The sequence below is a fragment of the Vallicoccus soli genome (assembly GCF_003594885.1).
GTDB classification, from domain to species: Bacteria; Actinomycetota; Actinomycetes; order Motilibacterales; family Motilibacteraceae; genus Vallicoccus; species Vallicoccus soli.
The window spans coordinates 918,514-939,327 of record NZ_QZEZ01000001.1 but is presented as its reverse complement, the minus strand read 5'-3'; the positions used below and the strand labels follow the sequence as shown (position 1 = coordinate 939,327).

The 20,814-nt window shown below is 76.1% G+C and carries 22 protein-coding genes; 11 read left to right on the top strand and 11 right to left on the bottom strand.

Going from position 1 to position 20,814, the window contains the following annotated elements; genetic code table 11:
- Positions 1 to 50: 50 nt before the first annotated feature.
- Both D5H78_RS04455 and D5H78_RS04450 read right to left on the bottom strand, forming a co-directional pair.
- Positions 51 to 539: a hypothetical protein gene (locus D5H78_RS04455; protein ID WP_119949090.1), complete on the bottom strand. Its 489-nt coding sequence runs from the start codon at positions 537 to 539 to the stop codon at positions 51 to 53.
- Positions 536 to 832: a hypothetical protein gene (locus D5H78_RS04450; protein WP_218566229.1), complete on the bottom strand. Its 297-nt coding sequence runs from the start codon at positions 830 to 832 to the stop codon at positions 536 to 538. The genes D5H78_RS04455 and D5H78_RS04450 overlap by 4 nt, the downstream gene beginning before the upstream one ends.
- Before the next feature lie 140 nt (positions 833 to 972).
- On the opposite strand from D5H78_RS04450, the gene nucS reads away from it, so the two are divergent.
- The 4 genes from nucS (at position 973) to D5H78_RS04430 (ending at position 4,409) form a co-directional block, all read left to right on the top strand.
- A complete protein-coding gene (gene nucS / locus D5H78_RS04445) occupies positions 973 to 1,647 on the top strand; it encodes an endonuclease NucS (RefSeq protein WP_119949089.1) in 675 nt (224 codons plus the stop codon).
- A gap of 36 nt (positions 1,648 to 1,683) precedes the next feature.
- Complete coding sequence (locus D5H78_RS04440; protein WP_119949088.1) at positions 1,684 to 2,595, top strand: FAD-dependent oxidoreductase; 912 nt, start codon at positions 1,684 to 1,686, stop codon at positions 2,593 to 2,595.
- Between the two features lie 48 nt (positions 2,596 to 2,643).
- Positions 2,644 to 3,666: an NADPH:quinone reductase gene (locus D5H78_RS04435; RefSeq protein WP_119949377.1), complete on the top strand. Its 1,023-nt coding sequence runs from the start codon at positions 2,644 to 2,646 to the stop codon at positions 3,664 to 3,666.
- A gap of 62 nt (positions 3,667 to 3,728) precedes the next feature.
- Positions 3,729 to 4,409 carry a YqjF family protein gene (locus D5H78_RS04430; RefSeq protein WP_119949376.1) on the top strand — a complete coding sequence of 227 codons (681 nt, stop codon included), beginning with the start codon at positions 3,729 to 3,731 and terminating at the stop codon, positions 4,407 to 4,409.
- Positions 4,410 to 4,496: 87 nt separating this feature from the next.
- Here the strand turns inward: D5H78_RS04430 and D5H78_RS04425 are convergent, their stop codons facing one another.
- Complete coding sequence (locus D5H78_RS04425; protein ID WP_119949087.1) at positions 4,497 to 4,760, bottom strand: UBP-type zinc finger domain-containing protein; 264 nt, start codon at positions 4,758 to 4,760, stop codon at positions 4,497 to 4,499.
- A gap of 157 nt (positions 4,761 to 4,917) precedes the next feature.
- On the opposite strand from D5H78_RS04425, the gene D5H78_RS04420 reads away from it, so the two are divergent.
- Genes D5H78_RS04420 through D5H78_RS04410 form a run of 3 tightly spaced genes read left to right on the top strand, consistent with a single transcriptional unit; the run spans position 4,918 to position 10,195 of the window.
- Complete coding sequence (locus D5H78_RS04420) at positions 4,918 to 7,068, top strand: cation:proton antiporter domain-containing protein (RefSeq protein WP_218566227.1); 2,151 nt, start codon at positions 4,918 to 4,920, stop codon at positions 7,066 to 7,068.
- Positions 7,065 to 8,756, top strand: coding sequence for an NAD(P)/FAD-dependent oxidoreductase (locus D5H78_RS04415; RefSeq protein WP_218566226.1), 1,692 nt, complete (start codon positions 7,065 to 7,067; stop codon positions 8,754 to 8,756). Before D5H78_RS04420 ends, D5H78_RS04415 begins: the two co-directional genes overlap by 4 nt.
- Positions 8,753 to 10,195 carry an ATP-binding protein gene (locus D5H78_RS04410; protein ID WP_218566225.1) on the top strand — a complete coding sequence of 481 codons (1,443 nt, stop codon included), beginning with the start codon at positions 8,753 to 8,755 and terminating at the stop codon, positions 10,193 to 10,195. The genes D5H78_RS04415 and D5H78_RS04410 overlap by 4 nt, the downstream gene beginning before the upstream one ends.
- Here D5H78_RS04410 and D5H78_RS04405 read toward each other — a convergent pair.
- The gene (locus tag D5H78_RS04405; RefSeq protein WP_165865593.1) at positions 10,188 to 10,643 is read right to left on the bottom strand and encodes a MarR family winged helix-turn-helix transcriptional regulator; all 456 of its coding nucleotides are present in this window, start codon (positions 10,641 to 10,643) and stop codon (positions 10,188 to 10,190) included. The two genes, D5H78_RS04410 and D5H78_RS04405, sit on opposite strands and share 8 nt — an antisense overlap.
- A gap of 17 nt (positions 10,644 to 10,660) precedes the next feature.
- Between D5H78_RS04405 and D5H78_RS04400 the strand changes: the two genes are divergently transcribed.
- Positions 10,661 to 11,524 (top strand): NmrA family NAD(P)-binding protein, encoded by an 864-nt coding sequence (locus D5H78_RS04400; protein WP_119949085.1) that lies wholly within the window; start codon positions 10,661 to 10,663, stop codon positions 11,522 to 11,524.
- Complete coding sequence (locus D5H78_RS04395; protein WP_165865592.1) at positions 11,521 to 12,150, top strand: NAD(P)-dependent oxidoreductase; 630 nt, start codon at positions 11,521 to 11,523, stop codon at positions 12,148 to 12,150. Before D5H78_RS04400 ends, D5H78_RS04395 begins: the two co-directional genes overlap by 4 nt.
- A 12-nt stretch (positions 12,151 to 12,162) precedes the next feature.
- Here the strand turns inward: D5H78_RS04395 and D5H78_RS04390 are convergent, their stop codons facing one another.
- Positions 12,163 to 12,510: an STAS domain-containing protein gene (locus D5H78_RS04390; RefSeq protein ID WP_119949371.1), complete on the bottom strand. Its 348-nt coding sequence runs from the start codon at positions 12,508 to 12,510 to the stop codon at positions 12,163 to 12,165.
- A 212-nt stretch (positions 12,511 to 12,722) separates the two neighbouring features.
- Between D5H78_RS04390 and D5H78_RS04385 the strand changes: the two genes are divergently transcribed.
- The gene (locus tag D5H78_RS04385; RefSeq protein WP_119949084.1) at positions 12,723 to 13,037 is read left to right on the top strand and encodes a hypothetical protein; all 315 of its coding nucleotides are present in this window, start codon (positions 12,723 to 12,725) and stop codon (positions 13,035 to 13,037) included.
- A gap of 538 nt (positions 13,038 to 13,575) precedes the next feature.
- On the opposite strand, the gene murA is transcribed toward D5H78_RS04385, so the two are convergent.
- The gene (murA, locus tag D5H78_RS04380; RefSeq protein ID WP_119949083.1) at positions 13,576 to 14,859 is read right to left on the bottom strand and encodes a UDP-N-acetylglucosamine 1-carboxyvinyltransferase; all 1,284 of its coding nucleotides are present in this window, start codon (positions 14,857 to 14,859) and stop codon (positions 13,576 to 13,578) included.
- Between the two features lie 76 nt (positions 14,860 to 14,935).
- Here murA and D5H78_RS04375 point away from each other — a divergent pair, with 76 nt between their 5' ends.
- Positions 14,936 to 15,514, top strand: a complete 579-nt coding sequence (locus D5H78_RS04375) for a cob(I)yrinic acid a,c-diamide adenosyltransferase (RefSeq protein WP_119949082.1) — start codon at positions 14,936 to 14,938, stop codon at positions 15,512 to 15,514.
- A 15-nt stretch (positions 15,515 to 15,529) separates the two neighbouring features.
- Here the strand turns inward: D5H78_RS04375 and D5H78_RS04370 are convergent, their stop codons facing one another.
- From D5H78_RS04370 to atpA, 5 genes are all read right to left on the bottom strand, one after another.
- Positions 15,530 to 15,985 carry a DUF2550 domain-containing protein gene (locus tag D5H78_RS04370; RefSeq protein WP_218566224.1) on the bottom strand — a complete coding sequence of 152 codons (456 nt, stop codon included), beginning with the start codon at positions 15,983 to 15,985 and terminating at the stop codon, positions 15,530 to 15,532.
- A gap of 37 nt (positions 15,986 to 16,022) precedes the next feature.
- Positions 16,023 to 16,385: a F0F1 ATP synthase subunit epsilon gene (locus D5H78_RS04365; RefSeq protein ID WP_119949369.1), complete on the bottom strand. Its 363-nt coding sequence runs from the start codon at positions 16,383 to 16,385 to the stop codon at positions 16,023 to 16,025.
- 187 nt (positions 16,386 to 16,572) lie between these two features.
- The gene (gene atpD, locus D5H78_RS04360) at positions 16,573 to 18,024 is read right to left on the bottom strand and encodes a F0F1 ATP synthase subunit beta (RefSeq protein WP_119949081.1); all 1,452 of its coding nucleotides are present in this window, start codon (positions 18,022 to 18,024) and stop codon (positions 16,573 to 16,575) included.
- A gap of 4 nt (positions 18,025 to 18,028) precedes the next feature.
- A complete protein-coding gene (locus D5H78_RS04355) occupies positions 18,029 to 19,012 on the bottom strand; it encodes a F0F1 ATP synthase subunit gamma (RefSeq protein WP_119949080.1) in 984 nt (327 codons plus the stop codon).
- A 17-nt stretch (positions 19,013 to 19,029) separates the two neighbouring features.
- Positions 19,030 to 20,688 (bottom strand): F0F1 ATP synthase subunit alpha, encoded by a 1,659-nt coding sequence (gene atpA / locus D5H78_RS04350; RefSeq protein WP_119949079.1) that lies wholly within the window; start codon positions 20,686 to 20,688, stop codon positions 19,030 to 19,032.
- Positions 20,689 to 20,814 lie beyond the last annotated feature (126 nt).

The window sequence follows — 20,814 nt, the reverse complement described above, 5'->3', positions numbered from 1 at the left end:
GCCCTGGGTGCCGGGGAACCTACGTCGCGCCGGGGACGGTGGGAACCCCCTCAGCGGCTCAGCTCGACGATCCCGTGGACGGTCTCGGGGCATACCGGGGCGACCCAGGCGCGGACCGCGGACGGGTCGCCCCCGCCGTCCCACGTCGCGGTGAGCGACCCGGCCTCCCCGGCGGGCAGCGCCCACGCGCGGACCCGGGAGGGCAGGTCCGCGGGGAGCACGCGGCCGTACTGGTCCAGGACCCGCTCCACCTCGCGCGCGCCGGGCTCCAGCGCCGCGGCGTCCCCCTCGGCCCGCACCTGCAGGGCGCCGGGCGGCGGCAGCACGAGGACCGTCGTGGTGCAGTCCCGGCGGCGCTCGGGCACCGGCCCGTCGGTGGCCCAGCGGGCCGTCGCCACCGTCGCGCCGCCGTCCCGGGCCACCTCCAGCGTCCCGTCGAGCAGCGGGTAGCGCGGGGCCAGCACGACCCGGACGAGCAGCACGGCGACCAACAGCAGGAGGCCGGCGGCCAGGGCCGACCGGCTCGCGGCGGCCGTCACCGCAGGTGCCGGGGGGTCGGCCGTCGGCGCCCGCGCGCGGACCAGCAGGGGGTGTGCCAGTGCCGCCGGTCACCCGGGCCGCCGAGCCCGGCCAGCTCGTCCGCCGGCCACGCGACGACGTGCGGCACGCCCGCCGCCACCTCCTGGTCGCACCCCGGGCAGCGGTACGCCTTCGGCGACCCCCCGACCCGCTGCACCACCCAGTCGCCGCCCGGGCCGTCCTCGACCGTGCGGTGGCCGAACGGGCGCGGGGGCGCGGGCTCGTACGACTGCCGCCGGTTCCGCCGCCCCACGCCCGCCTCCCGGTCGCCCGCCCGTGCCGTCGCCGCGCCTGCCCGCCGTGCGCAGGAGGCGGCCCTCTCGCGCACCCAGCGTGTCAGGGGCGCCCTGCGCGCGGACGGGCGGGCGGCGCCGGCCGGTAGCCTCACCGCCCGTGCGCCTCGTCATCGCCCGCTGCAGCGTCGACTACGTCGGCCGCCTGACCGCCCACCTGCCGAGCGCCACCCGCCTCGTCCTCGTCAAGGCCGACGGGTCGGTGTCGGTGCACGCCGACGACCGCGCGTACAAGCCGCTGAACTGGATGAGCCCGCCCTGCACCCTGCGCACCGAGGTCGACGAGGACGGCCGGGGCACCTGGACGGTCACGAACAAGGCGGGCGAGCAGCTCCTCGTCCGCGTCGAGGAGGTCCTGCACGACTCCTCGCACGAGCTCGGCGTCGACCCGGGCCTCACCAAGGACGGGGTGGAGGCCCACCTGCAGGAGCTGCTGGCCGACCAGATCGAGCGGCTCGGCGACGGCTGGCGGCTCGTGCGCCGCGAGTTCCCCACCGCCATCGGACCGGTCGACATCCTCGCCCGCGACGACACCGGCTCCACCGTCGCCGTCGAGATCAAGCGGCGCGGCGAGATCGACGGCGTCGAGCAGCTCACCCGCTACCTCGAGCTGCTCAACCGCGACCCGCTGCTCGCCCCGGTGACCGGCGTCTTCGCCGCGCAGGAGATCAAGCCGCAGGCGCGCGTCCTCGCCGGGGACCGCGGGATCCGGTGCGTGACGCTGGACTACGACACGATGCGCGGGGTCGACGACGCGGAGTCGCGGCTCTTCTGACCGGCCCAGACCGGCCGTCCGACGCAGGAGGCTCACGTGCGGGTGATCGTCATCGGGGCGGGCGTGGTCGGGCTGACCGTCGCGGTCCGCCTCGCCGAGGCGTCGCACGACGTCCACGTGCTCGCCCGCGACCTGCCGCTGGAGACCTCGTCCGCGCACGGGCCGCTGCTGTGGCACCCGCCGCTGCCGCACGCCGGCGACCGCGAGCAGCGCTGGGCCGACGAGACCCGCGCGTGGCTGGCCGGGCTCGAGGAAGGGGCGGGCGTACGGGCGCTCCCCGGGCGCGAGCTGCGCCGCACCGTGGGCGCCGCGCCGCCGTGCGCCCCGTCACCGCGGCGCGTCCCGCCCGCCGAGCGCCCCGGCGGCTACGCCGACGGCTGGTCGTGGGACGCCCCGGTCGGCGACCCCGCGGTGCACCTGCCGTGGCTGCGCGGGCGGCTCGAGCACCTCGGCGGCACCCTCACCCGCGCCTCGCTGCCCGCGGTCCCGGCGCAGGCCGGCGCGGTCGTCGTCGCGGCCGGGCTCGCCTCCCGGGCCCTCGGCGGCGACCCCGGCGTCGTCCCGGTCCGCGAGCAGCTCGTCCTGCTCGACCGCGGCGGCCTGGACGCGTGGGCGCTCGACCGGTCCGAGGCGCGCCGGCCCGTCGTCGTCGCCCCGTACGGTCCCTTCACCGCCGTCGGCTCCGCGCTCGAGGAGGGGTCGTACGACACCGCGCCCGACCCCGACGCCGCGGACGCGCTGCTCGCCCGGGCCCGCGCCGTGGTGCCGCGCCTGGCCGGGCAGCGGCCCGTCGCGCACCGGGTGCTGCTGCGCCCGGGCCGCGGCACCCCGCGGGTCGAGGCGGAGGACCGGCAGGGGCGGCGGGTCGTGCACTGCTACGGGCACGGGACGGCCGGCTGGAGCCAGGCGTGGGGCTGCGCGGGCGAGGTCGAGCGCCTCCTCGCCTGAGCGCCGGCGCGCCGCATGATCCGCGCGCGGCGCGGGGACGCAGGGGTGGTGCGAGCCATCACCTACAGCACCGCCGGCGGCAGCGACGTCCTGCGCCTGACCGAGCGCCCCGAGCCCGTCCCGGGACCCGGCGAGGTGCGGGTCCGCGTCGCGGTGAGCGGGGTCAACCCGACCGACTGGAAGTCCCGCAGCGGGGCCACCGGCGCCGGGCCGTCCGCCGAGTCGGTGCCCAACCAGGACGGGGCCGGCACCGTCGACGCCGTCGGCGAGGGCGTCGACCCCGCCCGGGTCGGCGAGCGCGTGTGGCTCTGGGAGGCCGCGTGGCAGCGCACCGACGGCACCGCCCAGGAGCTCGTCGCGCTGCCCGCCGAGCAGGCGGTGCCGCTGCCCGAGGGCGCCGGCCCCGAGCTCGGCGCCAGCCTCGGCATCCCCGCGCTCACCGCGCACCGCTGCCTGACCGTCCACGAGGCGGGCCCCGACCACCTCGCCCCCGGCGCGCTCGCCGGGCGGCGCGTGCTGGTGCAGGGCGGGGCGGGCGCGGTCGGCAACGCCGCCGTCCAGCTCGCGCGGTGGGCGGGCGCCGAGGTCGCCGCCACGGTGAGCAGCCCGGAGAAGGCGGAGCTGGCGCGCCGCGCCGGGGCGCAGCACGTCATCGACTACCGGCGCGAGGACGCCGCCGCGGCCGTGCGCGCGGCGTTCCCGGAGGGCGTCGACGTCGTCGTCGAGGTGGCGCCGGCGCAGAACGCCGCGCTCGACGCGGCCGTGCTGGCCCCGCACGGGGTCGTCGCGGTCTACGCGAACGACGGCGGCGACGAGGCGGCCCTGCCGGTCCGCCTGCTCATGGGGCCGAACGCCCGGTGGCAGTTCGTCCTCGTCTACACCGAGCCGCGGGCGGCGAAGCTGCGGGCGGTGCAGGACGTGTCCGCCGCCGTGACGGCCGGGGCGTTCCGGGTCGGCGAGGAGCACGGGCTGCCGCTGCTGCGCTTCCCGCTCGAGCGCACGGCCGAGGCCCACGACGCCGTCGAGGCGGGGGCGGTGGGCAAGGTCCTCGTCGACGTGCAGCCGGCCTGACCGCCGCCGTGCTCCCCGAGGCCGTCTCCGCCCTCACCCCCCGCCCGGTCCGCCGGGTCGTCATGGGGCAGTGGTGGCGCGACCTCGCGTTCGTCCACTGGGCCGTCGAGCCCGCCCGGGTCCGCCCCCTCATGCCGCCGGGCGTGCGGCCCGACGAGCACGACGGCGCCACGTACGTGGGCCTCGTGCCGTTCCGCATGGTCGACGCCGGCCTGCTGCGCGGCCCGGCGGTGCCGTGGCTCGGCACGTTCCTCGAGACCAACGTGCGGCTCTACTCCGTCGACGCGCAGGGCCGGCGCGGCGTGGTCTTCCGCTCGCTCGACGCGGACCGGCTCGCCGTCGTGCTCGGCGCGCGGGCCGCGTACGGCCTGCCCTACTGCAGCGCCGCCATGGCCTTCCGGCGCGACGGCGACGAGGTCTCGTACGCGACCCGGCGCCGCTGGCCGCCGGACCGCACGGCCCGCAACCGGGTGCGCGTGCGGGTCGGGGCGCCGGTCGCCGAGCCCACCCCGCTCGAGCGCTTCCTCACCGCCCGCTGGGGCCTGCACAGCCGGTGGCTGGGGCGCACGACGTACGTCCCCAACGAGCACGCCACCTGGGACCTGCGCCGCGCCGAGCTGCTCGACCTCGACGACGGCCTCGTCGCCGCCGCCGGGCTGCCGGGCGTCGTCTCGCGCCCGCCGGACTCGGTGCTCTTCAGCGACGGGGTGCGCACGGTCTTCGGGCCGCCGCTGCTGGGCTGAGGCCGCCAGTTCCGCGGGAACCGCAGAAGGCGCCCTTCTCGCGATCTAGCCGCCACAGGGGCACCTTCTGCGGTCCCCCCGGGACCGTCAGGCGCGCGCGCCGACCTCGTCCGCGTAGCACCACCGCCAGGTCTCTCCCGGCTCGAACGAGCGCACGACCGGGTGCCCGGCCGCGTGGAAGTGGCCGGTGGCGTGGCGGGCCGGGGAGGAGTCGCAGCAGCCGACGTGCCCGCACTCGAGGCACAGCCGCAGGTGCACCCACGTGCCGCCGGCGCGCAGGCAGTCCTCGCAGCCCTCGGCGCTCGGCGCCGGGTCGGCGCCCGACGTGTCCAGGTGCGCGCAGTTCGCCATGGTCCGTCCCTCCGGTCACCGGGCTGTTCGCCCACAGCATGCCGCCGGCGGCTGTCCCGCGGGGGCCGTCGCGACGTAGGTTCTTGCCGAGCCGCAGCGGCGCGGCCCTCCAGGGGCGCCGCTGCGCCCGCCGCCCGAGCCCGGAGGTGGACGCCAGGTGCCCGCAGACCCCACGGCCCTGCTGCTCGCGACGGAGGCGTCCGGCCCGCCGCCGTTCCTCGCGCCCACCGCCGCGCTGGTGCTCGCGGCCGCCGTGATCGGCTACCTCTCGGTGCGCATGCGCGTCGTGCCGATCGTCGGGTTCCTGCTCGCGGGCGTCGTCATCGGGCCCGCGCAGCTGGGGCTCGTCGAACGCCAGGAGGCGGTGGAGTCGGCGGCCGAGGTGGGCGTCATCCTCCTGCTCTTCACCATCGGCATCGAGTTCTCGCTCCAGCGGCTGCTGCAGATCAAGCGCTACATCCTGCTCGGCGGCGGGCTGCAGGTCGCCCTCACCGCGGGCGCGACGACCGGCGTCCTGGCCCTCGGCGGCGTGGACTGGCGCGACGGGCTGTTCACCGGCTTCCTCGTGGCGCTGAGCTCGACGGCGATCGTCCTCAAGGTGCTCGGCGACTCCGGGGAGAGCGGCACGGTCCGCGGGCGCCTCTCGCTGGCGATCCTCATCTTCCAGGACCTCGCGGTCATCCTCATGGTGCTCGTCGTGCCGCTGCTCGGCGACGACGGCGGCGAGGGCGGCGGCGCCGGGCCGCTCGGTCTGCTCACCGCCCTGGGCACCGCGGCGGCGGTCATCGCGGTCGTGCTCGTCCTGGCCCGCCGGGTCATGCCGCCGCTGCTCGAGCGCGTCGCCCGGCTCTGCTCCCCCGAGGTGTTCCTGCTCGCGGTGGTCGCGATCTGCCTCGGCACCGCGTACCTCACCGCCCTGGCGGGCGTCTCGGTCGCGCTCGGCGCGTTCCTCGCCGGCCTGGTGGTCAGCGAGAGCCGGCACGCCTCCCACGTCTTCGGCGAGATCATGCCGCTGCAGATCCTCTTCAGCGCGGTCTTCTTCGTCTCGGTCGGGATGCTGCTCGACCTCGGGTACGTCGTCGAGAACCTCCCGCTGCTCGCCGGCCTGGTGCTGCTCGTCGTCGCGGTCAAGGTGACCGCCACCGCGGTCGCCGGGCTGGCCCTGCGCAAGCCGGTCGGCACCGCCCTCGGCACCGCGCTGCTCCTCGCCCAGGTCGGGGAGTTCTCCTTCGTGCTCGACACCGTCGGCGCCGAGCACGGGCTCTCGCCGTTCGGCCTCACCGAGGACGGCTCGCAGGCCCTCGTCGCCACGACGGTGCTGCTCATGGTCCTCACCCCGCTGCTCTCGGCGGCCGGGCGGCTCGCCGACGCGCGCCTGGGCCGGCGCCGCGCGGTGCTGCCGGCCGTGCCGCAGCAGGGCGCCGGGGGCGGTCCGGAGGGCCGTACGGGCCACGTGGTCGTCTCGGGTTGGGGCGCGGCGGCCCGGGCCCTGGCCCTGGACCTGCGCGGGCGCGGCGTCCCGGTCGTCGTGACCACCCTCAACCCGGACGGGGCGGCCGAGGCCGAGGCCGACGGGCACGAGGTGGTCCGCGGCGACGCGACCAAGCTGCCGGTCCTGCACGCGGCCGGCGTCCAGGGGGCGTCGGTCGTCGTCATCCCCGAGGACCGCCCCGAGGAGGCTGCGCGGATCGCCGCCGTGGTGCGCGGCACCAGCGCGGCCCGCATCGTCGTGCGCCCGACCGAGGCCGGGGCCGACCCGGCGACGCTCGACGACCTCGCCGCCGCCGGCGTGGACAAGGTCGTCGACCCGGACCGCTCCAGCCACGGCATGCTCGCCAAGAGCGTGCTCGCCGAGCTCCCCGGCGTCCCGACGACCGTGCCGCCCGCCGGCGCCACCCGGGTCGACACGACCCGGCTGGTCCACTACGCCGTGCCGTCCGACGCCTGCCCGCACGCCGCGCTGTCGGTGCCCGTGCTGCCCTCGGCCATGGGCTGCGAGGAGTGCCTGCGCGACGGCGACACCTGGGTGCACCTGCGGCTGTGCTTGTCCTGCGGGCACGTCGGCTGCTGCGACTCCTCCCCCGGCCGGCACGCCCGCGCCCACGCCGGCGAGCACGAGCACCCGCTCATGGCCTCGGTCGAGCCGGGCGAGACCTGGGCCCACTGCTTCTACGACGGCACGACGATCCCCGCGCCGGCCCGCTCGCCCTGGGACGCGGCGCTGGACGTGACCGACGACCGCACCGACCGCACCGACCGCACCGACCGCACCGACCGCGCCGGCGAGCGCACGGAGGAGCGCGCGTGAGCGACGCCCGTACGACCCCCGAGGGGCGCGCCGAGCGCCCCGTGCTGCTGACCGTCGACGACGACCCGGGCGTCTCGCGGGCCGTCGCCCGCGACCTGCGCCGCCGGTACGGCGACAGCCACCGGGTCGTGCGCGCCGAGTCCGGCGAGCAGGCGCTCGAGGCGCTGCAGGAGCTCAAGCTGCGCGGCGGGCGCGTGGCGGCGATCCTCGCCGACCACCGCATGCCGGGCCTGTCCGGCGTGGAGTTCCTCGAGCGGGCGATGGACCTGTTCCCGCGGGCCCGCCGCGCGCTGCTCACCGCGTACGCCGACACCGACGCCGCGATCCGCGCGATCAACGTCGTCGACGTCGACCACTACCTGCTCAAGCCGTGGGACCCGCCGGAGGAGAAGCTCTACCCGGTCGTCGACGCGCTGCTCGAGGCGTACGCGGCGAGCGGTGACCACGAGGTCACCGAGACCAAGCTCGTCGGGCACCGGCTCAGCGGCCCCTCGCACGCGCTGCGCGACTTCCTGGCCCGCAACCAGGTGCCCTACCGCTGGTACGCGGCCGACGAGCCCGAGGGCGGCCGGCTGCTCGCGGCCGCCGGGCTGGGCCCGGACGACGTGCCCGTGGTCGTCACCCCCGACGGGCGGGCGCTGGCGCGCCCGGCGCCGGGCGACGTCGCCGCGGCGGTCGGGCTGTCGACCGCGCCGGCCGAGGACTTCTACGACCTCGTCATCGTCGGCGGCGGCCCGGCCGGGCTCGGCGCGGCGGTGTACGGCGCGAGCGAGGGCCTGCGCACCGTCCTCGTCGAGCGCGAGGCCACCGGCGGGCAGGCCGGGCAGAGCTCGCGCATCGAGAACTACCTCGGGTTCCCCGACGGCGTCAGCGGCGCGCAGCTCACCGACCGCGCCCGCCGCCAGGCCGCGAAGTTCGGCGCCGAGGTCCTCACCACCCGCGAGGCGGTCGGCCTCGAGGCCCGCGGCCCGGCCCGGCTCGTGCGCCTCGACGACGGCAGCGCCGTCGCGGCGCACGCGGTGATCCTCGCGACCGGGGTCTCCTACCGCCGCCTCGGCGTGCCCGGCGAGGACGCCGTCTGCGGGGCCGGGCTCTTCTACGGCTCGGCCGCGGTCGAGGCGCCGGCCTGCCGCGGGCAGGACGTCATCGTCGTGGGCGGCGCCAACAGCGCCGGGCAGGCCGCGGTGTTCCTGTCCCGCGAGGCCAAGAGCGTCACCATCGCGGTGCGCGGCGCGGGCCTGGAGGCGTCGATGTCGCACTACCTCATCGAGCAGGTGCGCGCGATCGACAACATCGCGGTGCGCACCGGCACGGTGGTCTGCGGGGTGCAGGGCGAGGACCGGCTCGAGCGGGTCATGCTGCTCGACACCGCCACCGGGACCACCGAGGAGGTCCCCTGCGGCCTCGTCTTCGTCTTCATCGGCGCCGCCCCGCGCACCGACTGGCTCGACGGCGCGGTCGCCCGCGACCCCCGCGGGTTCGTGCTCACCGGCGCGGACCTGCTCGTCGACGGGCAGCGGCCGGCCGGCTGGTCGATGGAGCGCGACCCGTACCACCTCGAGACGAGCCTGCCCGGCGTCTTCGTCGCCGGCGACGTGCGCTCGGACTCGGTCAAGCGCGTCGCCTCCGCCGTCGGCGAGGGCGCGATGGCGGTCACGCTCGTGCACCGCTACCTGGAACGGCTGTGACGGAGGGCGTCGTGGAGCGCATCAGCACCGAGGAGCTGCGCGGGCTCTTCCTCTTCGAGCAGCTGGGCGAGGCCAAGCTGGCGGCGGTGCAGGGCATCGCCCGCGTCGAGGAGCACGCGGCCGGCACCGCCCTCTACACCGAGGGCGAGCCCGCGACCTGCTTCTACGTGCTGCTCGAGGGCGAGCTGCTGCTCACCCGGCGGGTCGGCAGCGGCGAGGTCGAGATCACCCGCTCCTCCCAGCGCGGCGCGTACTGCGGCGCCACCGCGGCGTGGGTGGGCGAGCGGCTCCCGCAGGTCTACATGAACAGCGGCCGGCTCACCGCCGACGGGCGCCTGCTCGTGCTCGACGCCGCGGACTTCGCCGGGCTCGTGCGCGCCTGGTTCCCCATGGGGATGCACCTGCTCGAGGGCCTGGTCATCGGCAGCCGCAACACCGAGGAGCGCGTCAGCCAGCGCGAGCGGCTGCTCGCCCTGGGCCAGCTCTCCGCGGGGCTGACGCACGAGCTCAACAACCCCGCGGCCGCCGCGGTGCGCGCCACCGCATCGCTGCGCGAGCGCGTCGCGGGCATGCGCCACAAGCTCGCGATGCTCGCCGACGGGCACATCGCCCCGGCCGCGCTCATGCGCATCGTCGACCTGCAGGAGGCCACCGTCGAGCGGGCGGCGAAGGCCGCGCGCCTGTCCCCCATGGAGCTCTCCGACCTCGAGGACGAGGTCGGCGACCACCTCGAGGCGCTGGGCGTCATGGGGCCGTACGACCTCGCCGCGGTCTTCGCGCCCGCCGGGCTCGACGTCGCGTGGGTCGACGGGGTGGGCGACGCGGTCGGGCCCGGCCTGCACGAGCCCGCCCTGCGCTGGCTGGCGTACACGGTCGAGACCGAGCAGCTCATGCGCGAGATCGAGGACGCGACGGAGCGCATCTCCACCCTGCTCGGAGCGGTCCGGCAGTACTCCCAGATGGACCGGGCGCCGTACGAGGACACCGACGTCGTCGAGGGCCTGGAGAGCACCCTCGCGATGTTCGCGGCCAAGCGCGGGGACGGCATCCGCGTGGTGCGCGACTACGCGCCCGACCTGCCGCGCGTGCCGGCGTACACCGGCGAGCTCAACCAGGTCTGGACCAACCTCATCCACAACGCGGTGCAGGCGATGGAGGGCCGCGGGACGCTGACGCTGCGCACCCGGCTCGACGAGGCCGGCGGCTGCGTCGTGGTCGAGGTGTGCGACACGGGGCCCGGGGTCCCGCCCGAGCTGCAGCGGCGGATCTTCGAGCCGTTCTTCACGACCAAGCCGGTCGGCGAGGGCACCGGGCTCGGGCTCGACATCTCCTTCCGCATCGTCGTGCAGCGCCACGGCGGCGACCTGCGGGTGGAGTCGGTGCCGGGCGACACGCGGTTCGTCGTCGCGCTGCCGCTGCAGGGCGCCCGGGTCAGCTGAGCGGCGGGCGCCCCACCTCGTCGGCGAAGCGGGCGAGCAGGGCGCCCAGCCGCGCGACGTCCTCGTCGCTCCAGGCGGCGAGGGTGTCCTGGAGCCATCCCGTACGGGCCCGCACCGCCCGCTCGCGCAGGCCCCACCCGCGCTCGGTGAGCACGAGCGCGGTGCGCCGCGGGTCGACCGCGGACGGGCGGCGCTCGAGCAGGCCGGCCGCCGCGGCCCGGTCCACGAGCCGGCTCGCCGTCGAGGGCGCCACGTCGGCGAGCTCGGCGACGTCCACCACCGCCACCTCCGCGCCGCGCTGCGCGCCCCGCGCGCACGCCTCGACGACGAGCAGGCTCGACATCTCCACCGCCGTGCCGCCGTCGTCGACGAGCCGCGAGCGCGAGGCGCTCCACAGCCGGCGCAGGCGCAGCAGCGCGTCGTCGACCTCGACCACTCCCCGGCGCACAGGTGTACCGTACATGCATGCCTCCGCTCCTCGTGACCGGCGCGACGGGCACCGTCGGGCGGCCCCTCGTGGCTGCGCTGCACGCGACCGGCGCCGACGTGCGCGCCGCCTCGCCCCACCCCGGCCCCGGCGGCGTCACCTTCGACCTGCGCGACCCCGGCACGTGGGACGCGGCCCTGCGCGACGTGCGCACGATGTTCCTGCTCCGCCCGCCGGACGCCGCCCGCGTCGAGCGCGACGTCGTGCCGGCGGTGGCCCGCGGCCGCCAGCTGGGCCTGCGCCACGTCGTCCTGCTCAGCGTGCAGGGCGCGGACCGGGCCCCGTTCCTGCCGCACGCGGCGCTCGAGCGCTGGCTGCGCGGCTCGGGCCTGGCCTGGACGTTCGTCCGGCCGTCGTACTTCATGCAGAACCTCACCGGACCCTTCGGTGCCGACGTGCGCGAGCGGCACCGCATCGTCGTCCCCGCGGGCACGGCGCGCACGGCGTTCGTCGACGCCCACGACGTCGCCGCGGTCGCGGCGCGGGCCCTGCTCGACCCCGCGGCGCACGCCGGCCGGGCCTGGACCCCGACCGGCGAGGCGCTGTCGTACGACGAGGTCGCCGGCGTCCTCACCGCCGTCCTCGGCCGGCGGGTCCGGTACGAGCGCCCCGGCGCCCTGCGGTACGCCCGGCACGCGCGCCGCGACCTCGGCATGGCGCCCGCGCTCGTCGCGGTCACCACGGCCCTGCACACCGTCGCCCGGCTCGGCCTCGCCGGCGGGCTCACCGACGACGTGCGCCGGGTGACCGGCCGGGCGCCCACGAGCTTCCTGGAGTTCGCGCGGCGCGAGCGCGCCGCCTGGGAGCCGGCCGCCGGGCCGGCGCGGGAGGAGGGGTCGTGAGGGTCGTCGTCCTCGGCGCCACGGGCGCCACCGGCCGGGAGGTCGTCCCGGTGCTGCTGCGGCGGGGGCACGAGGTGGTCGCCGTGGTCCGCGACCCCTCGCGGGCGCCCGAGGGCGTGCGCGCGGTCGTCGGCGACGCGCGGGACCCGGACGTGCTCCCCCGCGCGCTGCAGGGCGCCGACGCGGTCGTGTCGGCGCTCGGGCCGCGCGGGCGCGACCGCGGGCTGCAACGGGCCGTCGTCGCGGCGCTCGCGCCGGCCATGCTCGCCGCCGGGGTGCGCCGCTACGTCGGCGTCAGCGGCGCCGGCGTCGACGCGCCGGGCGACCGCAAGCGCCGCCGCGACCGGGCCGTCTCCCGGCTCATGCACCTGCTCGCGCCCGGTGCCGTCGCGGACAAGGAGGGCGAGCTGCGGGCCTGGCAGGGCACGGCGCTGGACTGGACGCTCGTGCGGCCGCCCCGTCTGCAGGACGGGCCGGCCACCGGCCGCGTCGAGCTCGACCCCCACCGCTCCACCCGCTCGGTGACCATGCGGCGCGCGGACCTCGCGCAGGTGCTCGCGGACCTCGTGGCGTCCGGGGAGCACGTGCGTGAGGCGCCGTTCGCCGCGACGGCCCGGGGCGCGTAGGGCGCCCGGCGCTCAGACCGCGATGGGCACCGCGGGGCGCAGGCTCTCCGGCAGCACGTCCTCGACCTGCAGGATGCGGTGCAGGCGGGTCGCGGTGAGCAGCCGGGCCAGGCGCGGCGGGACGTGGCGCAGCACCAGGGTGCGCCCGGCGCGGCCGGCGCGCCGGTGCGCGCCGACGAGGACGCCCAGCCCGGTCGCGTCGGCCACCTCGACCCCGGCCAGGTCGACGACCGCGGGCCCCTCGCCGGACTCGATCGCCCGCTGCAGCGCGTCGCGCACGTCGGCCACCGTGGCCACGTCGAGGCGCCCGGCCAGCACGAGCACCGGTCCGTCCGGCGTGGTGTCCGCGGTGATGGTCATGGTCGTGCGCGGAGCGCGGTCGATCGCCTGCGGGACGACGGTCATGCGGGCGGCCTCCCCCGTGCGGGCCCCTGCGGGCGTTCGGGTGTCGCGGCAACGCTAGGTCGCCGCGGGGGCGCGGTCGCGCAGGCGCGGCGGCGTGTCGCGCGCCGGGCCGGGGGTCTGCGGGACGCGGTGTGGCGCCGGGGCGGTGCAGGAGGCACCCTTGCCCGGTGACCGGAGGGCTGGGCTACTGGGCCGGGACGCTCGTCGTGGTCGTCGCGCTGGGCGTGATCCTGCTGCTCATGCGCTGGACGTTCAGCGGCGGCAGCTCCCTCGTGCAGCGGCGCCCGCGCGAGGGCCACGAGGGCGAGTACGGCATCCTCGTCGCCGTCGCGGCCCCCGGCTCGTACGTCGAGGGCGAGCTCCTGCGCCGCCGCCTCGAGGCCGCCGGCTTGCGCGCCACCCTCACCACCACCTCCGACGGGCCCCGGATCATGGTGTTCCCGCGGGACGAGCAGGCCGCGCGGCGGGTGCTCGCGGCCTGAGACCGGGCTGGGGCTGGGGCCGGGGCTGCAGGAGCCGGAGCGTGAGGCGAGTCGGGGGTCCGTACCGGCACCCCGAGGGCTGTGCGGCGTCGCGCGCCGCGACCGCTGGGGGCAAGCCTGTCCGGTTCGCGCACACAGCCACCGGCGTGTCCCGGCCAGAACGGCCGGACACGCCGCCCTGGGAGCCCCGTCGTGTGCGCGAACCGGACACCGCCGGTCCGCCGTGCGCGGCGGCGGGGACCCGCGCCGACGCTGGGCTCAGGCGGGGCTAGTCCCTCGACTGGCGCGGGCCCGGCGCGCGTCCCGCTCCCCTTCGCACATGCAGCCGGCGGCGTGTCCCGGCCGGTACGGCCGGGCACGCCGTTCCCGGAGCACCGTCGTGTGCGCGAAGCGGGCACGACGGTGCCCGTAGGCCGGCGCGGCGCCGGTCGCGGTGGGTCGAGCGGGGCTGGGCGCTGCCGCGCTGGCGCGGGGCCGACGCCGGCACGCTCGGCGCCGCAGCGGGAGCCGGAGCCGCAGCCCCGGCAGCCCCGCGGGCTCAGCCCTCCTGCGGGTAGTCCGGGTCGGGCTCGCGGCGCACGTCGGCGCCGAGGGCGACGAGGGACTCGACGAAGCCGTCGTACCCGCGGTCGATGTGGTGGACCTGGCTCACCAGGGTCTCGCCCTCGGCCACGAGGCCCGCGAGCACCAGGCCGGCGCCGGCGCGGATGTCGCTGGCCTCGACGGGGGCGCCGGAGAGGTGCTCCTTGCCGCGCACGAGCGCGTGGTGGCCGTCGGTGCGCACGTCCGCGCCGAGGCGGGTGAGCTCGTTGACGAAGCGGAAGCGGGCCTCGAAGAGGTTCTCGGTGACCATGGCCGCGCCGTCGGCGACCGCGTTGAGGACGATGAGCTGCGGCTGCAGGTCGGTGGGGAAGCCGGGGTACGGCAGCGTGACGACGTCGACCGCGCGCGGGCGGCGGTCCATCGCGACGCGGAACCCGTCGGCGAGCGCCTCGACGTGCGCGCCCGAGGTCGCCAGCTTGTCCAGGACGATGTCGAGGTCGTGCGGGCGCGCGCCGCGCACGGTGATGTCGCCGCGGGTGATCGCGGCCGCCGCGGCCCAGGTGCCGGCGACGATGCGGTCCGGCACGGTCTCGTGCACGACCGGCTCGAGCCGGTCCACGCCCACCACCTCGAGGGTGGACGAGCCGATGCCGCCGATCTTGGCGCCCATCCCCTCGAGCATGCGGCAGATGTCGACGATCTCCGGCTCGCGGGCGGCGTTGTCGATGACCGTCGTGCCGTCGGCGAGGACCGCGGCCATGAGGAGGTTCTCGGTGGCGCCCACGCTGGGGAAGTCGAGCCAGATCTGCGCCCCGCGCAGGCCCTGCGGGGCGCGGGCGACGAGGTAGCCGTGCTCGTTCTCCACCACCGCGCCGAGCCGCTCGAGGCCCGCGACGTGCATGTCGAGCCCGCGCGAGCCGATGTTGTCCCCGCCGGGCAGCGCCACGTCGGCCTCGCCGCAGCGGGCCACGAGCGGGCCGAGCACGCAGATGGAGGCGCGCATGCGCCGTACGAGGTCGTAGTCGGCCTGGTGCCCCGGCCGCTCCGGCACGGTGATCGCCAGGCGCCGCTCCTCGGGCCGGTAGTCGACCGTGCAGCCGAGCCGGCGCAGCAGCTCGCCCATGATCTCGACGTCGAGGATGTGCGGGACCTCGGTGAGCGTCGTCGTGCCCTCGGCGAGCAGCGCGGCCGCCATGAGCTTCAGGACGCTGTTCTTCGCGCCGGTCACGCGGACCTCGCCGTCGAGCCGTGCGCCGCCGACCACCCGGAACCTCTCCATCCCGGCATCGTACGAGCCCCGGGGGCCGCTCCCCCGCAGCGCGCCGGGAGCGCGGGCGCGCCCTAGGCTCGCGCCCGTGGTCAACCTCACCCGCATCTACACCCGCACCGGCGACGACGGCACGACGTCCCTCGGCGACATGAGCCGCACGACGAAGGGCGACCTGCGCCTGGTGGCGTACGCCGACGTCGACGAGGCCAACTCGCACCTCGGCGTCGCGCTCGCCCTCGGCGACCTCGACCCGGAGGTCGCGGCGCTGCTGCAGCAGGTGCAGAACGACCTGTTCGACGTGGGGGCGGACCTGTCGACCCCCGTCGTGCCCGACCCGCCCCACCCCCCGCTGCGGGTGCGCCAGGACTACGTGGACGCGCTCGAGGCCGCCTGCGACCGCTGGAACGCCGACCTGCCGGCCCTGCGCTCGTTCGTCCTGCCCGGAGGCACGGCCGGGGCGGCGCTGCTGCACGTGGCGCGCACCGTCGTGCGCCGCGCCGAGCGCGCCACCTGGGCCGCGATCGCCGAGCACCCGGGGACGACCAACCCGCTGACGGCGACGTACCTCAACCGGCTCTCGGACCTGCTCTTCATCCTGGCCCGGGTCGACGCGGCGCGCGGCGGCGGGGACGTGCTCTGGAAGCCGGGGGCGCGCCAGTCCTGAGGCTCGTGCGCCGGGTCAGGCCACGTTGGTGCCCTGGCCCGGCGGCGCCGCCTCGAGCCAGGCGAGGAACCCGGTCAGCGCGGAGCCGGTCATGGCCAGGTCGACGTCGCGCTCGAGCTCGCGGCACTCCACGACGACCGCGCCCGGCTGGAGCACGGGGACCTCGGTGCGGTCGGGCTCGCGGCGCCCGACGACGGTCAGCGCGCGGCGCGCGACCCGCTCGCGCGGGCGCAGGGACAAGGAGAAGAGCCGGTACCACTCCAGCGCGCCGCCGTCGTAGCGGCCGATGCCCAGCATCCAGCCGTGCGTGACGCTCTGGCGCACGCCCGGCGGGCCGGCGCGCAGCGAGCAGTCGAACGTGCCGCCCCAGGAGGAGATGAGCCGGCGGCGCGCGGCGTACCCGGCGAGGACGACCGCGACGAGCAGGACCAGCGCGAGGACGACGACGAGCAGGACCTCGGCGGCGCCCACGTGCGGCTCCCCTCCCCCCGCCCCGGTCCTGCGGCGCTCAGCGCCCGCCGGCCACCGACAGGCGGGCGCGGGCCCGGGCGGCCGCGTCCGCGTCGCCCTGCCCCTCCGCCTCGCGCAGGGCCTGCTCGGCCTCGGCGACCGAGATCTCCTCGGCCAGCTCCGCGGCCTCGGCGAGCAGCGAGACCTTGTCGTCGGCCACGGACAGGAAGCCGCCGAGCACGGCCACGACGACCGGCTCGCCGTCGACCGGGCGGATCTCCACGCGCCCGTTCACGAGCACGGCGAGCAGGGGGGCGTGGCCGGGCAGCACGCCGAGGTCGCCCTCGCTCGTCTTGGCCACGACCATCGTCGCCGGGCCGGACCAGACGTAGCGGTCCGGTGCCACGAGCTCGACCTGCATCTGCGCCACGGGGTGCCGCTCCTCGTCTCGTCCTGCGCTGCGGGTGGTGCTGGTCGTACGGGTGGTGCTGGTCGTCCGGGTGGTGCTGGTCCTGCGTGGCCCCTGCCGGGGCCCGACGCCCCGGGGGCGGGCCGGTCGTGCCGGCCCGCCCCCGGTGCGCGTCGTGCGGAGCTGCGGGGGCGCCCCGTCAGCTGTCGAGCTCGCGCGCGTTGCGCTCGAGGTCCTCCAGGCCGCCGCACAGGAAGAACGCCTGCTCGGGCAGGTGGTCGTAGTCGCCGTCGCAGATCTTCGTGAACGCCTCGATGGTCTCCGACAGCGGAACCGTGGAGCCCTCGATGCCGGTGAACTTGGTGGCCATGTAGGTGTTCTGCGACAGGAACCGCTGCACGCGGCGGGCCCGGCCGACGAGGACCTTGTCCTCCTCGGAGAGCTCGTCGATGCCGAGGATCGCGATGATGTCCTGCAGGTCCTTGTAGCGCTGCAGGATGTTCTTCACGCGCTGCGCGGTGTCGTAGTGCTCCTGGCCCAGGTAGCGCGCGTCCATGATGCGGCTGGTGGAGTCCAGCGGGTCCACGGCCGGGTAGATGCCCAGCTCGGAGATCGGCCGGCTGAGCACCGTCGTCGCGTCGAGGTGCGCGAACGTCGTGTGCGGCGCCGGGTCGGTGATGTCGTCGGCGGGGACGTAGATCGCCTGCAGCGAGGTGATGGAGTTGCCTCGCGTGGAGGTGATCCGCTCCTGCAGCTGGCCCATCTCGTCGGCCAGGGTCGGCTGGTAGCCGACGGCCGAGGGCATGCGCCCGAGCAGGGTCGAGACCTCCGAGCCCGCCTGGGTGAACCGGAAGATGTTGTCGATGAAGAGCAGCACGTCCTGGTTCTGCACGTCGCGGAAGTACTCCGCCATCGTCAGCGCAGACAGCGCGACGCGCAGGCGGGTGCCCGGCGGCTCGTCCATCTGCCCGAAGACCAGCGCCGTCTTGTCGATGACGCCGGACTCGGTCATCTCGCCGATGAGGTCGTTGCCCTCGCGGGTGCGCTCGCCGACGCCGGCGAACACCGACACACCGCCGAAGTTCTCGGCGACGCGGTAGATCATCTCCTGGATGAGGACGGTCTTGCCGACGCCGGCGCCGCCGAACAGGCCGATCTTGCCGCCCTGGACGTAGGGGGTCAGCAGGTCGATGACCTTGATGCCGGTCTCGAGAATCTCGGTCTTGCCCTCGAGCTGGTCGAACGCCGGGGGCTGGCGGTGGATCGGCCAGCGCTCGGTGACCTGGAGGGTCTCGCCCTCCTTGAGGTTGAGCACGTCGCCGATGGCGTTGAAGACGTGCCCCTTGGTCCCGTCGCCGACCGGCACCGAGATCGACTCGCCGGTGTCGGTGACGGCCGCGCCGCGGACGAGCCCGTCCGTCGGCTGCATCGAGATGCTGCGGACCATGTTGTCGCCGAGGTGCTGGGCGACCTCGAGGGTGAGCGTGCGCTTCTCCCCGGCGAGGTCCACCTCCACCTTGAGGGCGTTGTAGATCTCGGGCATCGACTCGACGGAGAACTCGACGTCGACCACGGGGCCGATGACGCGCGACACCCGCCCGGTCGCGCCGGAGGAGCCCTGGGTCGGGCTCTCGGTCAGTACGGCTGCCATGTCCTCACTCACTTCCCGCGGTCGCGTCGGCCAGGGCGTTCGCCCCGCCGACGATCTCACTGATCTCCTGGGTGATCTCCGCCTGGCGGGCGGCGTTGGCCGCCCGGGTCAGCGACTTCGCCAGCTCGTCGGCGTTGTCGGTCGCCGCCTTCATCGCGCGCCGGCGCGCGGCGTGCTCGGACGCCGCGGCCAGCAGCAGCGCGTTGTAGACGAGGTTCGTCACGTAGCGCGGCAGCAGGGCGTCGAGCACGCGCTCGGCCGAGGGCTCGAACTCGTAGAGCGGCAGCAGGTCGGGGCTGCCGGGGCCGGCCCCGTGCTGGAATGTGGGGTCCGGCTCGTCCGGCGCCCCGTCGTCGCTGATGAAGCCCGCGGCACCGGTGGCCTCGGAGTCCTCGACGACGAGCGGCAGGATGCGCACGGCCCGCGGCTCCTGCACGCCCATGTTGCGGAAGTGGGTGTAGACGACGTGGATCTCGTCGACGCCGCCCTCCTCCGTCGGGCGCAGGAAGTCCGCGATGAGCGTGTCGGCGATCTCCTTGGCGTCCTCGAAGGTCGGGTTGTCGGTGAACCCGGTCCAGTCCTCGCGCACCTCGCGGCCGCGGAACCGGTAGAAGGACACCGCCTTGCGCCCCACGAGGTAGGGCACGACCTCCTTGCCCTCCTCGCGCAGCAGCGTGGTCAGCGCCTCGCCCTGCTTGATGGCGTTGGAGGAGTACGCGCCCGCGAGGCCGCGGTCGGAGGACACGACGAGCACCGCGGCGCGGCGCGCCTCCCGCCCGCTGGCGAGCAGCGGGTGGTCCACCGACGCCACCGACGACGCCGCCTCGAGCGCGCGCACGATGGCCTCGGCGTAGGGCCGGCTCGCCTGCACGCGCTGCTGCGCCTTGACGATGCGCGAGGCGGAGATGAGCTCCATCGCGCGCGTGATCTTCTTGGTCGCGTTGACGGACCGGATCCGCCGACGGTAGACGCGGAGCTGGGCTCCCACTGGTCAGCGACCTCCCGTCACTGGGCCGCGGTGGCGCCGCCACCGCGCCGGCGCGTGATCGTGGCCTGCTCGACGTCGTCCTCGTCCATGGCGTCCACCGGCTCCTCGTCGCCCAGCAGCGGCTGGCCCTCGGAGGTCGTGAACTGCTGCTTGAACGCCTCGATCGCGCGCTCCATCCCCGCGACGGTGTCGTCGGAGAGGTCGCGGGTCTCCAGGATCGCGTCGTACACGCCCTGGTGCTCGCGCCCGACGTAGTCGAGGAACTCGGACTCGAAGCGGCGGACGTCCTCGACGGGCACGTCGTCGAGCTTGCCCTGGGTGCCGGCCCAGATCGAGACGACCTCGCGCTCGACCGGGAACGGGGTGTACTGCGGCTGCTTGAGCAGCTCGACGAGGCGGGCGCCGCGCTCGAGCTGGGCCTTGGAGGCCTTGTCCAGGTCGGAGCCGAAGGCCGCGAAGGCCTCGAGCTCGCGGTACTGGGCCAGGTCCAGGCGCAGGCGGCCGGCGATCTTCTTCATCGCCTTGATCTGCGCGGCGCCGCCGACCCGGGAGACCGAGATGCCGACGTTGATCGCCGGGCGCACGCCCTGGTTGAACAGGTCGGTCTCGAGGAAGCACTGCCCGTCGGTGATGGAGATGACGTTGGTCGGGATGAACGCCGACACGTCGTTGCCCTTGGTCTCGATGAGCGGCAGGCCGGTGAGGCTGCCGCCGCCGAGCTCGTCGGAGAGCTTGGCGCAGCGCTCGAGCAGCCGGGAGTGCAGGTAGAAGACGTCGCCGGGGTAGGCCTCGCGGCCCGGCGGGCGGCGCAGCAGGAGGGAGACGGCGCGGTACGCGTCGGCCTGCTTGCTCAGGTCGTCGAAGACGATGAGCGCGTGGTCGCCCTGGTACATCCAGTGCTGCCCGAGGGCGGAGCCGGTGTAGGGGGCGAGGTACTTGAAGCCGGCCGGGTCCGAGGCCGGGGCGGCGACGATCGTCGTGTACTCCAGCGCGCCGGACTCCTCGAGCGACTGGCGGATCGCCGCGATCGTGGAGCCCTTCTGGCCGATCGCCACGTAGATGCACTTCACGCGCTTCTTCGGGTCGCCCGAGGCCCAGTTCTCGCGCTGGTTGATGATCGCGTCGATGGCCACGGCGGTCTTGCCGGTCTGCCGGTCGCCGATGATGAGCTGGCGCTGACCGCGCCCGATCGCCGTCATCGCGTCGATCGCCTTGATGCCGGTCTGCAGGGGCTCGCGGACCTCCTGGCGCTGCACCACCGAGGCGGCCTGCAGCTCCAGGGCGCGCCGGCCCTCGGCCTGGATCTCGCCGAGGCCGTCGATCGGGCGCCCGAGCGGGTCGATGACGCGGCCGAGGAAGCCGTCGCCGACGGGGACCGAGAGGATCTCGCCGGTCCGCTTGACCTGCTGGCCCTCCTCGATGCCCTCGAAGTCGCCGAGCACGACGACGCCGATCTCGCGCACGTCGAGGTTCTGGGCCAGGCCGAGCGTGCCGTCCTCGAACTCGAGCAGCTCGTTGGTCATGACCGAGGGCAGGCCCTCGACGCGGGCGATGCCGTCGCCGGCCTCGGCGACGCGGCCCACCTCCTCGCGCGCGGCTGCCTCCGGCTCGTAGGACGAGATGAAGCGGTCGAGCGCGTCCTGGATCTGCTCGGGCCGGATCGTCAGCTCCGCCATGGTGTCCCTGTCTCCCGCGTCTGTGGCTCGTCGGCCACGGTCCTGCCGCTCCCCGCCGTCGGGGTGCGACGTCCGGTCGTACGTCCAGTATCCGTGCTCCGCGGCGCGCTCGGCGCCACGGGGCGT

Bases quoted from the DNA above. Each gene is read 5' to 3' on its own strand.
- D5H78_RS04430 (WP_119949376.1), top strand. From the start codon at position 3,729: ATGGGGCAGTGGTGGCGCGACCTCGCGTTCGTCCACTGGGCCGTCGAG.
- D5H78_RS04425 (WP_119949087.1), bottom strand. From the start codon at position 4,760: ATGGCGAACTGCGCGCACCTGGACACGTCGGGCGCCGACCCGGCGCCG.
- D5H78_RS04400 (WP_119949085.1), top strand. From the start codon at position 10,661: ATGCCTCCGCTCCTCGTGACCGGCGCGACGGGCACCGTCGGGCGGCCC.
- D5H78_RS04390 (WP_119949371.1), bottom strand. From the start codon at position 12,510: ATGACCATCACCGCGGACACCACGCCGGACGGACCGGTGCTCGTGCTG.
- murA (WP_119949083.1), bottom strand. From the start codon at position 14,859: ATGGAGAGGTTCCGGGTGGTCGGCGGCGCACGGCTCGACGGCGAGGTC.
- D5H78_RS04365 (WP_119949369.1), bottom strand. From the start codon at position 16,385: ATGCAGGTCGAGCTCGTGGCACCGGACCGCTACGTCTGGTCCGGCCCG.
- atpD (WP_119949081.1), bottom strand. From the start codon at position 18,024: ATGGCAGCCGTACTGACCGAGAGCCCGACCCAGGGCTCCTCCGGCGCG.
- atpA (WP_119949079.1), bottom strand. From the start codon at position 20,688: ATGGCGGAGCTGACGATCCGGCCCGAGCAGATCCAGGACGCGCTCGAC.